We start from the raw sequence: 15,407 nt of genomic DNA on the forward strand, positions 1-15,407 counted from the left end.
ATGTTCCGAGGGCCCATTAGAAGTTCGAAAATCAGAAGCCTGTGGAAATCGTCCCTGTCATGCTGAAGCGCGGCTCAACATAGAACTGGGCACTGGATCCATTGCCTGAAAGATTACCATTCATCAGACGAACAGCCGATGCATTTGTACCCACACCCACGACGCCCGTCCGGACAATTGAACCTGTCAGGTTCGTAAAGTTCAGGCGGATTGTCGGAGACTTCGCATACCACACTGGCTTGAAGTGATAGCCGAGTGACAGTGTGTTCGTTACATACCCAGGAATACGCTGATCACCTGCGATGGTGACGGACTGCGGCCCGGTGTAGTGAACGGTTGCATTCGCGAAGAACCCTTGATGCACATACGTCAGACCAAAATTCGCCATCACGTGCGGGGATAGAGGTGCCTGCGTACCCTTAGTCCTGAAGGCCGTCAGATTACCGCTCGCATCGGATGCCGCAATATTCGTGTCCATCCGTGCATTCAGATATTCAAACGAAACATACGGACTGAAACCATAGATCGGCTGTGTAGAGAACATGGCATCAAAACCGCGAGCAGTCTGATTACCAGCATTAACGACACCAGATTGGTTATTGCCAAGATACGTTGTCAGCAAGCGATTGGTAATATTGTAGTTAAAGAGATCGAGGTCTACGATAACGTACTTGTCGTTATACCGATATCCAAGCTCTTCTTTAATGGAATACTGGTTCTTAGGCAGCGTTCCAGTGTAGGTCGTGTTGGCCAATGCTGATGCAGACGGTTGACGGAAGTCACCCTCAGCATTGATGTAAACCTGATGGTGCTCATTGAAATGGTAGCTGACGGACAGGTGCGGCAGAGGTGCCGTCAGGTTCTGACCCATCTGCTTGTGCCCAGGATATGTTGTGTACCAGACATTGGACATCACATATTTGAAGCCAGCATTGACCAGCAGGTGGTCATGGAAATACTTCGCTGTGTCCTGCAGAAATAGCGAGTGAATTTCGTAACCAGTTGTGTTGCCCGGGTAGGAACGGGTAGTCCCGGAATACACCTGATACGTTGAGTCGTTCGGGCTCGGATTGGAGCCATCTGCTTTCGTCACACTTGTTGGGAAATGCTGGGTATAATCCTGATTTTCATACCAGTAACCAAGCTCAAAATGGTTATGCTTGTCGATGTCATAGCCCAGCTTGGCTGTCGCCCCGACATCAAGTGCTGCGTTTTCCAGGAAGTAACTTGTGATCGGCGTACCTTTAGCAATAGTCTCGCCAGATTTGTAGTTCGTAGCACCGCTAGCAGCTGTTCCAGCTGAGCCATCCCAGCCTTTGCCCATGTTGTAATACGGGCGAAGATCAAACTGCAGCTTGTCTGTAAGAACGATATGGATTGGAGCACTCAGGAAAATCTGGTTCCAATGATCAATATTGTTCTTCCAATAGTCATTTCCGCTGGAGTCAAACCCAGCCTTGCGCCCGTAGCCCTCGCCGGTTGCCTTGTATTTGTAGAACTGAGCGGCGGTGGGGTACCGGTCGATGGTAAAGTCTTCATTATTCCAGGACATGAAGAGCTTCGCAAAAGAGCCATTCTCCCAGTCCTTGCGAATACCGAAATCAAGATGACGACGCTCGTTGATACCGGCACCCATCCATGAACGGGCATGAGTATTCGAAAATGAGAGGAAGGTGCGAACGCCAGTCTTTGCGATATCACCACTCTCAACGCGCAGGAATTCGCGAGAAAGGTTATTCGTGCCGTATGAGAAATCCATTAAGCCGCCGAACTCATGCGACGGATCATGGGATACTTCGTTCATGACGCCCGCAGCAGCAGACGTGGCCGGCAGATCAACTGCAGATGAACCCGGTGTGAGGCTGACGCTATCCAGATTTTCTGAATCAATGTCTTCGGCCATATAAGCCGCGCTAGCTGCAGGCGCACCGTCGACCATAAGAGCCATATCAGCATCGGTCAGGCTTCGGCTCTGAATACGTCCACCCTGCATACCGGACGTATCCGGCGTGGAGACGTTTACGCTCGGCAGGTTCTTGATGAGATCAAGTGCCGTACTTGTCGGACTTTTGGCCTCAATGAATGCCTTCGTGATCGTCTGGATTGCGTAAGGAGCAGTCTCGACACGCATCATGCCGCCGCCGCGGCTTCTGGCCAAGCGTGACGTCGATACGGTAACGTGTTCATCACCTGTCGAATTGATCGAGGCAGGCCGACGCATTTTCGGATGTGCAGGAACAGCTACAACATCGCTTTTCTGACCCGCAGCAGCTTGGGCACGGGCTGCATGACGCGCGTGAGCCTTATGGTGGACTGGAGCATCACTCGAAGCTGCCTGCGCAGATGCAGCAAGAGACGACGAACCAAAGCCAGCCAGACACGTTACAAGAAGAAGCGCCTTCCTGGACGAGTACTTTTCAAATCGGTACGGACACATAACCTTTTGGCTTCTCCTGCTGCAAAACGATTTTCGTTCCTGACAGGACCTGATCTCTGTCAGAAGAGACCCTTTCCCATAACGAAAACGTAACATAATCGAGCGCTACCTCAGAAGGCGAATAATTGCCTCACACCGACATCAAAAATAGGACACAAGGCAGATCCCGAACACCTGATGTGTCTTTTTCACACGCCTTCACATGTTTTGCAACATTCCATCGATAGATCATGCCCAGTTCTTTGATATCAGAAATATATGTTTTATTTCAATAATCTATAAGAGTTTTGGGCTGGAAAATATGTACCTTTCCAGGGGCTACATCTCCACCGCTCAGGCTATTATTTTCCGCACAAGGACAGTGGATACTCCAGTGTGCTTTTGAGGCAACATACCCCACCCTAATTACGAAAACTGTGCTTACCAACGGATCTTGCAGGCAGTTTACTCTCTTTTCTTGAAAGATCTCCGGAACGTTCTTAGTCTGCATCTTTTCGGTGCGAAAACTACGATGCTTCACAGTCGCCTTCTCATCTATCTGGATACGGTCGCCCGCTGCGGATCCATCCGAAAGGCAGGCGAGCATCTGAATGTGGCCTCAACGGCTATCAACCGACAGATCCTGACACTGGAAGATAATCTGGGCACCCCAATCTTTCAGCGTCTCCCACGCAAGCTGGTCCTTACGGCCGCAGGAGAGATCCTGCTCGCTCACGTCCGTGACACGCTCAAAAACATGAACCTCACGCGGCAGGTCCTTGAGGACTTGAAAGGACTCAAACGCGGCGAATTCTCCATCGCCACAATGGTAGGTCCGATTTCGACCTTTCTGCCGCTCGCTCTGGCTGACTTTCATAATACGCACCAAAATGTTCGGATTCATGTCAGCACCTACGGCACACATGATCTGGTCGAAACAGTCAAAAATGGACAGGCCGATATTGGTATTGGGTTCGATATCCCCATGGACAACAGCCTCGTTGTTCAGACTGCGCGTACCGTTCCTCTGGGCGTCGTAATGAGCGTGCATCATCCCCTCGCCCATCAGGAATCCATTACTCTTGAAGAATGCAACGCATGGCCCCTGACGGTAGCAGACGACAGCATGGCCATCCGCCCCCACCTTGAAGATCTCTATGCAGCACGCGACCTGAGCCTGACGCCAGCAATCGAGACCAACTCCATTGAACTCATGCGTCAGATGGCTCTATCCCCAGGAAATATCACCTTCCTGACACCATTGGACATCATTCAGGAAAGAGCAGAGGGCAAGCTCAAGTTCCTGTCTCTTAACGAGCAAGGTACTCAGCCCCAGACCCTCTCGATCGTGGCGAGATCTAAGATATCCAATCCATTCACTGCGCTCTTCATTGAGAGAGTGGAGTATTTTCTCCAGGATTACACGAGTACCTACCCGGTTTGATCCAGCTGATAAACGCTATCAGGAGAGCGTGTCAGTCTGGAAAAGAAACACTTTCAACCCGCCATGGGGAATGGGCGCGCCTGTCGGCAGGAATGGAAGACCTGTTGCGTGGGCCAAAGAGACTTCCGTCGTCAGAATACCGACACGCCATCCCTTGAACTGCTCCAGAAGCCTATTTCCCAGAGCACGATAGAGTGCAGATAACTTTGTCTTGTCGCCGATGCGTGTGCCGTAAGGCGGATTCAGAATAACCAGTCCGGGAGAACTCCCTTCTGGCGGCATGATTTCGCTGATTGTAGCCTGACGAAACTCTGTGCATGCCGTGACACCCGCTCGCAACGCGTTGGCTTCGCTCATAGTAATGGCGCCCGCGTCTCGATCACTTCCGTAAAAGCGGAACTCAGGCGTACGCTCACTTTTAACAGAGCGCATTGTCTGCCAAGCGTCTTTATCGTAGGTGGCCAACTGCTCAAAGGCGAAATGCCGTGATCGTCCCGGATTGAGGCGGGAAGCGATCTCTGCCGCTTCAATCACGAAAGTCCCGGAACCACACATAGGGTCCAGCACAGTTTCCTGACCATTATACCCGCACTTCCGTAGGAACAGCGAAGCCATAGTTTCTCTCATCGGAGCGCGATTAACGGCTTCCTTATGCCCTCGCCTGTGCAGGAGATCGCCCGATGTATCGACACTGATGGTGCAAAAGTTCTGATCAATCCGAACGCGCAGGACGACATCTGCATTATCGTCCGCGGATGCGCCTAACAGTTCCGTGACAATCTTGGAGATCCGCTCAGCCGCTGCGCCGCTATGATAGATCCGCGAGGACGAACACGAGACCTCCACTTTGAACGGCACGTCCGGGCGAAGAAACTCTGCCCACTTCACTTCTCGGGCACGTTTTTCAAGCTGGGACAGGTATTCTGCCTTGAACTGCGCCACTCGCGCCAGAACCCGACTTGCACCCCGGATCCAGAGGTTGGCACGCCAGACTTCAGGCCACCCACCCCTCAGTGTCACACCACCAGGTACGACTTTTGGCTGGCGAAAACCCTTCATCCGGACTTCGGAGCAAAGGGTCTCTTCCAGTCCCGGAGGAGCAGCAAGAAAGATCTCAAAGTGCCTGTTATTCGTCATGCGCTCTGAATGGCAGGAAGAGAAGGAAACAGCAATCGTCCGTTCTGAGTTTCCGCTGAGCTAAAACTGGGCCGGTGGATCACAACCGCCGACCATAAAATTTTTGTGCTCACGCAAACAAGCGCCTCCCTGCAACGTAAGCTGAAGATACGCGGAAGCCCCCTGACGATCCTTTAACCAGCGGCCTTTCCTCTCACAAACTCTGTGCAACGCGATCATCCCATCAGGAGGACCGATCATGAATCCTTCAGAACGTCGTAAGTTCGGGCGGAAAGACTTTAGCGTTACAGCCTTCGCTTTCGGAACGGCCCCACTTGGAAATTTTCTACAGGAAGTCGGCGAGCAGGAGGCAGATGACATGATCCAGCAGGCCTGGAACGCTGGCGTTCGCCTGTATGACACATCCCCCATGTATGGTCATGGATTGGCAGAACTTAGGCTGGGGCATTCCCTCCGCTGGAAAAAAAGAGATGACTTCGTCATCACAACAAAAGTCGGCCGAAGATTACATTCTGCCCGCAGGGCTGAGATTGACTTTGCACCGTGGGTCAATGCGGCCCCTAACAAAATGACCTTTGACTACAGCTACGATGGAACGATGCGAGCTTTTGAGGACTCTCTTCAAAGGCTCGCTCTTGAGCACATCGACGTTGCTTTCATTCATGATATCGACCGCTTTACGCATGGCCCCAACCAACCTGAAGTTTTTCGGCAGGCGATGGACGGAAGCTGGCGCGCGCTGGAAAAGCTTCGATCAGAAGGCGTCGTCAAAGCCATTGGCGTCGGCGTCAACGAATGGGAAGTCTGCCATACCGCGCTTCAGCAGCGAGATTTTGACTGTTTTCTTCTGGCAGGCCGATACACGTTGCTGGAACAGGACGCCCTGAACGAATTATTACCCCTCTGCGAACAGCGAGGCGCTACGCTTATTGTGGGGGGCGGCTTCAATTCAGGCATTTTGGCGACAGGGTCAGTTCCTGGCGCGAAGTATAATTACTCCCCTGCTCCCGCGAGTGTCCTTGAACGCGTCAAAAAAATTGAAGCGGTCTGCGCAGACTATAATGTGCCCCTCCCGGCAGCCGCATTACAGTTTGTAGTGGCGCATCCTACGATTTCTTCATTTTGCGCGGGGACGCGAAATGTGAGCCAACTCCAGCAGAATCTGAAATGGTTTACGCATCCCATCCCTGAAGACTTCTGGGCTAAACTCAAGTCAACCGGCCTGCTTGCAGAACGCGCTCCCGTGCCAGCCATGGCTTGACTTTACTACTTGTAAGCTCGGGATTTTTCTGAGGGCTGTTCCTGCTTTGAGACACGATCCCGAGCCTCAAAACATCATCTTTTTGCGAGGCGCCACCTTATTCGTCGAAAATGATGCCCCACACTCTGGACACCATAAATGATACATGTAACATTAATAACGTTATATGTTGTTGTGTGAACGTTATTCCTGCAACAAGAAGCACATGTCAGGTCCGTTGAACGTAACATCCCAGAATGTTCGGTCTCTGATCTGATGGTGCGTCTTTCAGGATGACCCAGCCCAACGGCCTGTTCTCTGCGCGTTTGTCAGCTTTAGGTGTGCTGTATGGATCTGGTTCTCGGAATTGATGTTGGGACTGGCAGTGCACGCGCTGGCATTTTCACCCTGACGGGGCAGAAAATGGCCTCTGCCGTTCAGCCAACCAAGACGTGGTCACCAGCACCAGATTTTGCTCAGCAGTCCTCAGAAAACATCTGGACAGCCATCTGCACAGCCACACGCACTGCACTCGCCACCCTGACTGAGCCTTTCCGCATCATTGGGATTGGCTTTGATGCAACCTGTTCTCTCGTCGTGCTCGATACAGAGGGCAAACCTCTATCGGTGGATCCGCAAGGCGCGGCAGAGCAGAACATTATTCTCTGGGCCGATCACCGGGCATTGAGAGAAACTGCTGAAATTAACAACGGAGGATATGAAGTCCTGCGTTATGTTGGCGGAAAAATCTCGCCAGAAATGGAAACACCCAAGCTTCTTTGGTTGAAGCGTAATCTGCCCGAGATTTTTGCCCGGGCTGGCCATTTCTTTGACCTCCCCGATTTCCTGACCTGGAGGGCAACCGGTTCCCTGTCACGTTCAGCCTGTTCTACAGCCTGCAAATGGACCTATCTGGCCCATGAAGACAGATGGGACGACACTTATTTCAAGGCTATCGGCCTGGAAGAACTAACGGCTGACAACTATGCCCGTATTGGCAATGACATTCGCCCGCTCGGTGGAATCATTGGAAAGGGCTTGAGTCCGGAAGCCGCCACTGAGCTAGGTCTGGAGGCTGGCATTCCCGTGGGTGTTTCAGCCATTGACGCGCATGCTGGCGGCCTTGGCATTCTGGGAATTGAAGCTCACGGCGAACTCTCTGACGATGTTCTTGAGCGCTCAATATCTTTAATCTGTGGCACATCCAGCTGCCATATGGCGGTATCTCAGGAGGCCCGTTTCGTGCCAGGCGTGTGGGGCCCCTATTGGAGCGCCATGGTCCCTGATATGTGGCTGAATGAAGCAGGTCAGTCAGCAACCGGTGCGCTGATTGACTTCGTCATTTCTCATCATGCCGCGGAGCCCGAGCTCAAGCAGCAGGCTGAGCAATCAGGCAGTAATATCTACGCCCTCCTCAATGCCCGAATTGAAGAGCTGGAAGCCGATAAACTGCCAGGAACCAGTACAGCCAATCTTCACCTGTTGCCAGATTTTCATGGAAATCGTTCTCCCCACGCTGACCCGGATCTGAAGGGCGTTATCAGCGGACTCGCCCTGTCAGCGACGCCTGATGATCTCGCCAGGCTTTATCTGGCAACCCTTCAAGGCCTGGCGTACGGCACAAAGGACATCATCGATGCCCTCAATGCCCAAGGCTACCGGATCGACACAATTCTCGCCACGGGAGGAAGCACCAAGAACCCCATTTTCCTGCGTGAACATGCAAACGCCACTGGCTGTCGTATCCTCCTGCCCAAGGAGCCTGATTCCGTTCTTCTCGGGGCAGCAATTCTGGGGGCTGTCGCCAGCGGGCAATATGCCACTTTGCGCGCAGCTATGGCTCAGATGAGCCACGCCGGTAGCGAAATTCTACCAGATGCAAAGACCCATACCTATCACACAGCCAAGCGGTCGATCTGCCACGATATGCTCGCCAGCCAGCTCGCATGGCGTCAGCAAATGCAGGACGCTTTGGAAAAAACGTCCGCTCACTGATCTGCCTCCCGAAAACCCAAGCTGTCGTCCGTAATCCCGTTCACAGCTCTTTTTTTAAAGGTCTGAGTTCCATGTCCCGTCTGAAAACAGCCTGCACCCTTGCAGTTCTCTTGAGCGGTTCAGTTCTTTCTACTGCGCAAGCCGCAGGCACCCTGACAATCGCAACCGTGAATAACGGGGACATGATCGTCATGCGTCAGCTGTCGCAGGAGTTTGAAAAAGCTCATCCCGATATTCATCTTAACTGGGTGACTCTCGAAGAGAATGTTCTGCGCCAGCGCGTCACAACCGACATTGCCATGAAAACCGGTCAGTTCGACGTTGTGACGATCGGGAATTACGAAGTGCCCATCTGGGCGAAACAGGGTTGGCTCACAGAAATCAAGCCGGACGCCGCGTATGACATCAACGATGTTCTTCCATCGGTTCGGGAAGCCCTGACCTCAGACGGCAAGCTCTACGCTCTGCCCTTCTATGCCGAGAGCGTCATGACCTACTACCGCAAGGATCTGTTCCAGAAAGCCGGTCTGACGATGCCAGACGCACCTACCTACGATCAGATCCGGCAGTTCGCCGACAAGATCACAGACAAGTCAGGACAGGTCTATGGCATCTGTCTTCGTGGCAAGCCTGGCTGGGGTGAGAACATGGCCTATGTCTCATCACTGGCGAACACATACGGTGCCCAGTGGTTCGACATGTCCTGGAAGCCAATGCTGACGTCAGACGCATGGAAAAAAGCTCTGACATGGTATGTCTCGGCGCTGAAGGAAGACGGCCCACCGGGCGTTACATCCAACGGCTTCAATGAAAATCTGGCACTCTTCGCGAGCGGACATTGCGGCATCTGGATTGATTCCACCGTTGCCGGCGGCCTCCTGTTCGATCCGAAGCAGTCTCAGGTAGCCGACAAAATCGGCTTCGCGTCGGCTCCCAAAGGCCCCTACGGCAAGGGACCAACATGGCTGTGGAGCTGGAGCCTCGCCGTTCCCGTCAGTTCTCATCAGGGCACGGACGCCCAGACCTTCATCACATGGGCAACATCCAAGGAATACGTGAAGCTGGTTGCGGACCGAAAGGGATGGGTTGCCGTTCCGGCTGGCACCCGCGCCTCAACATATGCTGCCCCCGAGTACCAGAAAGCTGCCCCGTTTGCGTCGTTCGTTCTGAACGCGATCAAGACTGCCGACCCGAGTGGACAAACAGCAGAACCACGCCCGTATACCGGAGCACAGTTTGTCGGAATTCCTGAATTCCAGGCGGTTGGCACACAAGTTGGACAGACGGTCGCCGCGACCCTTTCCGGCCAGATGACCGTGGATCAGGCACTGACTGCAGCACAATCTTCTGTCACCCGTTCGCTGCGCCAGTCCGGCCGCGCCAAGTAAGGCAGAGTGCCATGCAGGCAGTTCTAGAACACAGCCCCCCAAAAGGGGCACCAGAACGCAAGGGCAAGCGAACGGGGCTTCTGCTCCTTTCGCCTGCCGTTCTGATCCTTCTCGTCTGGTCTCTTGTCCCACTGGCGATGACGCTGTGGTACTCGCTGATCAACTACAATTTGATTGACCCGACGCTTCACGGCTTCGCTGGCTTCAGCAACTACTGGTACCTTCTGACTGATCCGGATTTTCTGTATTCCCTGTTGCATACAGTCATTCTGGTCGTTGGCGTCCTGATTATCAGCGTAGGAGGTGGCACACTTTTAGCCATCCTTTACGATCAGGAGTTCTTCGGGCGCGGCATTGCACGTGTTCTGGTCATTTCTCCGTTCTTCGTCATGCCGACAGTGTCTGCCCTGCTGTGGAAGAACCTGATGCTACACCCGATCTATGGCGTTTATTCCGCCATGATGCGGGCTGTCGGTTTGACGCCAATTGACTGGCTTGCCCGGTTCCCGCTCCTGACAGTCATGATGATCGTCAGCTGGGAATGGTTGCCATTTGCCGTCCTCATTCTCCTCACAGCCGTCCAGTCACTGGATAGCGAGCAGAAAGAGGCCGCACGGATGGATGGTGCCGGTCCGATCGCGCAGTTCCGTCATATCATTCTCCCTCACCTGAGCCGCGCTATCAGCGTCGTCGTGATGATCGAGACGATTTATCTGCTGACAATCTTTGCGGAGATCTCCGTCACGACGGCAGGCGGCCCTGGAGTGGCATCCACCAACCTGGCGTATCTCATCTACTCCCGCGCATTGCTTCAGTTTGATGTCGGCGGCGCCTCAGCAGGTGGTGTCCTGGCCATCATTATTGCGAATGTCGCTGCGATGTTCCTCGTGCGCTCCGTCGCACGCAACCTGGAGGTGTGAGATGGCGATCAAGACAAAACGCAGTACAAAAATCGCCGTCACCTGTCTGGGCTGGGGGATCGCGCTATGGCTATTCTTTCCCATTTTCTGGATGATTTTGACGGGCTTCAAGAGCGAAGTTCAGGCGGTCTCAACACCGCCCAAACTGATCTTCGCGCCGACCCTCAGCAGCTACGCGGAAGTGTTCGAGCGCGCGAGTTACTGGCACTTCACCTTCAATACCGTCATCATCTCGGTTGGCGCTACTGTGGGCGCGCTCCTGCTTGCCATTCCGGCGGCATACTCGATGGCCTTCATGCCCTCAAAGCGCACACGCGGGACGTTGCTGTGGATGCTGTCGACACGCATGCTGCCTCCTGTTGGGGTGCTTGTGCCAATCTATCTTCTGGCCCGCAGCACCCACCTTCTGGATACCTGCACAGGCCTGGCTATCGTCAATATGCTGACGAACCTGCCCATTATCGTCTGGATGCTGTTCACATTCTTCCGGGAAGTTCCTGCCCCAATTCTTGAGGCCGGTCGCATGGACGGGGCAACACGCTGGCAGGAAATGACAATGGTCCTGCTTCCGCTTGCCCTGCCTGGGATCGCCTCCACAGCCCTGCTGTCGCTGATCCTGTGTTGGAATGAGGCTTTCTGGTCTCTCAATCTTACTTCCTCCAATGCCGCTCCGCTCACGGCATTCATTGCTTCCTTCTCCTCACCGGAAGGACTGTTTTTCGGCAAGCTATCCGCCGCATCCACACTCGCAGTCGCTCCGATCCTTGTTCTGGGCTGGATCAGCCAGAAACAGCTCGTACGTGGCCTCACCTTTGGAGCCGTCAAATGATGGCTACCCTCGCATTCTCCGTCCCCCAAACGCTCAGGAACGGGACCTGATTCATGGCAACGCTTGAACTCAAGAACCTCCGTAAAACCTATCTTACGGAAGAAATCATCAAAGGCATTTCGCTGTCGATCGAGGACCGTGAATTCGTGGTTTTTGTCGGCCCGTCCGGCTGCGGAAAATCCACGCTGCTTCGTATGATTGCAGGCCTTGAAGACATCACCTCCGGAGACCTTCTGATTGATGGTCAGCGCGTCAACGACGTGGAACCAGGAAAACGCGGCCTCGCCATGGTGTTCCAGTCCTACGCGCTCTACCCGCACATGGACGTCTACAAGAACATGGAATTTGGCCTCAAACTCGCAGGGGTGCCGGAGAAAGAAAGGAGCGAGAAGATCAAGCATGTGGCCGCCACGCTTCAGCTTGAACCCTACCTGCATCATAAGCCGGGTCAGCTCTCAGGCGGTCAGCGGCAGCGTGTTGCTATCGGCCGCGCCATCGTACGCAACCCGAAGGTCTTCCTGTTTGATGAACCTCTCTCAAACCTGGATGCAGCCCTGCGAGGCCAGATGCGAGTGGAGCTTTCGGCCCTTCATCGCAAGCTGAACGCGACCACCATCTATGTGACCCATGACCAGGTGGAAGCCATGACAATGGCGGACAAGATCGTGGTTCTCCAGAAGGGTGTTGTGGAACAGATTGGCTCACCGCTGGAGCTTTATCACCACCCGCGCAACCTGTTTGTCGCCAAGTTCATCGGCTCACCTCCCATGAACTTCTTCTCCGCAATCTTCCAGAACGGCAAGCAGGACGGATCGAGTGTTCAGCTCCGGGACGGTACTCTTCTTCATGTCCCGGTCTCGCCACCGGATATTTTGCCCGGAACCAAGATTACGGTCGGTATTCGCCCAGAACACGTTGAGCTGGCTCCCGCGAGTGATGATAGCGGGGTTGTGGAAGTTATCGAGCGCCTCGGTGCCATCACGCTGGTTCATGTCCGCTGTGCCGACGGGCAGATCATCGTTGTTCAGACAGACGGTTTCACAACCCTCGAAGTCGACACGCCGGTCAGCCTGAAGCTTCCTCCCCAGCATTGTCACCTTTTCGCCCCTGATGGGCTGGCGTTCGAGGCCTGCCGCCGTCATCCCCTTGCCGCCTGATTTTTCTTCCCAGGAATATACATCATGTACATGGAAAAACTTCGCCTTGACGGTCGCGTCGCAGTGGTTACGGGCGGTGCACAGAATATTGGCCTCGCCTGCGTCACGGCTCTGGCAGAAGCAGGCGCACGCGTCATCATCGCAGATCTCGATGAAACTCTTGCTGCACAATCCGCGGAAGACCTGCGCAAGCAGGACCTGAATGTGGATAGCATCCGGATGGATGTCACCAGCACGGAGAGCGTTCAATCCGCAATCAAAACCCTTCACGAGAAAGAAGGGCATCTGGATATTCTGGTTGCCTGTGCCGGTATCTGTATTTCAGAGGTCAAAGCCGAAGATATGACGGATGGGCAGTGGCTTAAACAGGTGGACATCAACCTGAACGGCATGTTCCGGTGCTGCCAGGCTGTTGGTCGGATCATGATCGAGCAGAAAAAGGGCGCCATCGTTGCGATTGGCTCCATGTCCGGACAAATCGTCAATCGCCCCCAGCAGCAGGCAGCCTACAACGCGTCAAAAGCAGGCGTACACCAGTATATTCGCTCGCTGGCCGCAGAATGGGCCCCTCATGGCATCCGCGCGAACGCTGTCGCCCCGACCTACATCGAGACAACCCTGACGCGTTTCGGCATGGAAAAGCCGGAACTCTATGACGCCTGGATCGCCGGAACCCCAATGGGCCGAGTTGGCCAGCCGGATGAAGTGGCATCCGTCGTTCAGTTCCTGGCTTCAGACGCCGCCAGCCTCATGACCGGTGCCATCGTTAACGTCGATGCCGGTTTCACTGTCTGGTAAGTATCAATTCCGCAATCGGGCCTCTCGGTGAAAGGCCCGATTGTTCCTCAGGAACGCCGGGCCATAAGAGGGTCTGTCTTCCCCAGCCGCCCCGTTTCGATCCGACCGGCAAAATGGACGTGTCCTCCAGTTTTCCCGCTTCGGCTGGTCACGGTCAGATCATACCAGAAGTCACTTCCGACCAACGGATAAAAGCGTGACGTCTCCTGCCCGGGAGGCAGTATGGTCGTCCATTCTCTTGCAGGGCCGTAAGCATCTTCAACGGTCAATTCTGCGGTCGCTGACTGGATGTTTTTGAGCGCAAGCCTTACACCATCATGGTCTTCCAGAATCTGGACCTGCAATCCGGAAAACCCTTTGCCCGCCCGATAAAACCCGGCTGGACCATGTAGGGTGAAGTCATGCTCAATCTGTAGCGGGATATTTTGCGTGTGCCCTGCCCCAACAGTGTATTGGCGTGATGGTCCCTGGCCGGAAAGCCGGAACACTGCCCCACGCGTCCCACTGTTGGCGATTATCAGATTTTGCAATTGCCCCGTGACCTGAACATCAGCTAATAATTTATATGGCAATGCACAAGTTGTTCGCTGCCCTTCCTCCTGTCGCGGTAACGTTTGATATTGTGGAACCAACGGAAGCGGAAGCATGCAGGACTTTCGCGTCTGAGGCATATAGTCGTCTGTATTGGGCAGGCTGGCTTGCCATGATGTGTCAGTCTCGGAAAAATCGAAAGCCGATGTCAGATCGCCACACACAGACCGGCGCCAAGGCGTAATGTTCGGAGCACGAACCCCAAACCTGGCTTCAAGGAACATCAGGACGGATGTGTGATCAAACAGCTCCGAATTGACACGTCCTCCTTTACTCCACGGCGAGATCAGAATTGCCGGAACCCGAGGACCTAGCCCCACAGCAACGCCGTGATAGGTCTCTCCACTGACTGAAACGGTGCTGCTGCCCTCATCCGGATGCAAGGCCGGAACAGGTGCTGGAACATGGTCAAAAAACCCGTCATTTTCATCATAATTCAAGATGAAAACGGTTTTGGACCAGACGTCCGGGTGTCGAACGAATACGTCCATCAGCCTTGAAATCAGGTGTTCACCATATCCGGGCGGAGCATTGGGATGTTCGGAAAGAGCGGCGGACGGCACAATCCAGGACACCTGAGGAAGCGTCCCCGAAGCAATATCTTTCTCAAACGCCTCTACAAGAAACTGTCCTTCAGATGTCGCAGCATTCCCGGCTGTTGAGCCTTCAACAATCGCCCGACCTTGCTGATACTGCCATGAGGCCTCTGACAGCCCACGAAATGCACTAAATCCAGCGAGGGCATTATCACCGAAATTATCGTACTCTTGGTATATTTTCCACGAGACGCACGCTTTCTGCAGCTCTTCTGCATAAGTGGTCCATTGGAAGGCCTGAAAATTCGGATTGTCATGCCGCATATCAGCCGACGTGTTACCGTCATCGACATTTTCAACGGCCTGCCTGCCGTCATGCCCGACACTCAGACCATTCGTACCTGAGAACAAAAACAGGCGGTTTGGGTTGGTAGGACCGAAAATCGAACAGTGATAGGCATCGCAGATCGTAAATGCGTCCGCCAGAGCATAGTAGTAAGGGATGTCACGGCGGGTGAAATGCCCCATCGTCATAGCGGTTTTGTGAGGGACCCAGCAGTCCCACTCATTCCAGGTTTTCTGACTGCCTTTCCAGCTATGATCCAGACTGGCAATGCAGGCACTTGAGGTATGAACTGTGTTCATGCGGAAGGGCATAACCATAGCCCCATCCGCAGTTCTCTGTGCGAAAACTGACGTTCCATCCGGTTGATGCGGGGCACGCGGGTCTCCATACCCTCGAACACCCTGCAAGCAGCCGAAATAATGATCGAAAGAGCGGTTTTCCTGCATCAGGATCACCACATGCTCGACGTCCTGAATAGTGCCGGTTTTCCGGTTGGCCGGAACCGCCAGAGCCTGTCGCAAATTACCCGGCAGTGACCCTGCAGCAGCAAAAGCTGCTCCCAGTTCAAGAAATCTGCGTCGGCTGGAAAGCGGTCCGGTCATGATGTCGT

Annotated in this window: 11 protein-coding genes; 8 read left to right on the forward strand and 3 right to left on the reverse strand. The window is 54.0% G+C overall.

Features of this window, described 5'->3' with window-relative positions; genetic code table 11:
• Window positions 1–31: 31 nt before the first annotated feature.
• Window positions 32–2,437 (reverse strand): TonB-dependent receptor, encoded by a 2,406-nt coding sequence (locus M2305_RS14680; RefSeq protein ID WP_167386158.1) that lies wholly within the window; start codon window positions 2,435–2,437, stop codon window positions 32–34.
• A gap of 511 nt (window positions 2,438–2,948) precedes the next feature.
• On the opposite strand from M2305_RS14680, the gene M2305_RS14685 reads away from it, so the two are divergent.
• On the forward strand, window positions 2,949–3,860 hold the full coding sequence (locus M2305_RS14685) for a LysR family transcriptional regulator (protein WP_233126160.1): 912 nt from the start codon (window positions 2,949–2,951) through the stop codon (window positions 3,858–3,860).
• A gap of 18 nt (window positions 3,861–3,878) precedes the next feature.
• Here M2305_RS14685 and M2305_RS14690 read toward each other — a convergent pair whose 3' ends face one another.
• Entirely contained in the window at window positions 3,879–4,997 is a 1,119-nt protein-coding gene (locus tag M2305_RS14690; RefSeq protein WP_264649828.1) for a THUMP domain-containing class I SAM-dependent RNA methyltransferase, read from the reverse strand.
• A 238-nt stretch (window positions 4,998–5,235) separates the two neighbouring features.
• Here M2305_RS14690 and M2305_RS14695 point away from each other — a divergent pair, with 238 nt between their 5' ends.
• The 7 genes from M2305_RS14695 to M2305_RS14725 all read left to right on the forward strand — a co-directional run bounded on the left by M2305_RS14695 (window position 5,236) and on the right by M2305_RS14725 (window position 13,324).
• Complete coding sequence (locus tag M2305_RS14695; protein WP_264649829.1) at window positions 5,236–6,258, forward strand: aldo/keto reductase; 1,023 nt, start codon at window positions 5,236–5,238, stop codon at window positions 6,256–6,258.
• 327 nt (window positions 6,259–6,585) lie between these two features.
• On the forward strand, window positions 6,586–8,232 hold the full coding sequence (locus tag M2305_RS14700) for an FGGY-family carbohydrate kinase (protein WP_264649830.1): 1,647 nt from the start codon (window positions 6,586–6,588) through the stop codon (window positions 8,230–8,232).
• A gap of 71 nt (window positions 8,233–8,303) precedes the next feature.
• Window positions 8,304–9,620 carry an ABC transporter substrate-binding protein gene (locus M2305_RS14705; protein WP_264649831.1) on the forward strand — a complete coding sequence of 439 codons (1,317 nt, stop codon included), beginning with the start codon at window positions 8,304–8,306 and terminating at the stop codon, window positions 9,618–9,620.
• An 11-nt stretch (window positions 9,621–9,631) separates the two neighbouring features.
• Window positions 9,632–10,540, forward strand: a complete 909-nt coding sequence (locus M2305_RS14710) for a carbohydrate ABC transporter permease (RefSeq protein WP_211503032.1) — start codon at window positions 9,632–9,634, stop codon at window positions 10,538–10,540.
• A gap of 1 nt (window position 10,541) precedes the next feature.
• Window positions 10,542–11,369 carry a carbohydrate ABC transporter permease gene (locus tag M2305_RS14715; protein WP_086633853.1) on the forward strand — a complete coding sequence of 276 codons (828 nt, stop codon included), beginning with the start codon at window positions 10,542–10,544 and terminating at the stop codon, window positions 11,367–11,369.
• A gap of 53 nt (window positions 11,370–11,422) precedes the next feature.
• Window positions 11,423–12,526 carry an ABC transporter ATP-binding protein gene (locus tag M2305_RS14720; protein ID WP_264649832.1) on the forward strand — a complete coding sequence of 368 codons (1,104 nt, stop codon included), beginning with the start codon at window positions 11,423–11,425 and terminating at the stop codon, window positions 12,524–12,526.
• Window positions 12,527–12,550: 24 nt separating this feature from the next.
• A complete protein-coding gene (locus M2305_RS14725) occupies window positions 12,551–13,324 on the forward strand; it encodes an SDR family NAD(P)-dependent oxidoreductase (RefSeq protein ID WP_046901882.1) in 774 nt (257 codons plus the stop codon).
• A gap of 47 nt (window positions 13,325–13,371) precedes the next feature.
• On the opposite strand, the gene M2305_RS14730 is transcribed toward M2305_RS14725, so the two are convergent.
• On the reverse strand, window positions 13,372–15,399 hold the full coding sequence (locus tag M2305_RS14730; protein WP_264649833.1) for a phosphocholine-specific phospholipase C: 2,028 nt from the start codon (window positions 15,397–15,399) through the stop codon (window positions 13,372–13,374).
• Window positions 15,400–15,407 lie beyond the last annotated feature (8 nt).

The sequence above is a fragment of the Gluconobacter cerinus genome, from assembly GCF_025961355.1.
Taxonomy (GTDB): Bacteria; Pseudomonadota; Alphaproteobacteria; order Acetobacterales; family Acetobacteraceae; genus Gluconobacter; species Gluconobacter cerinus.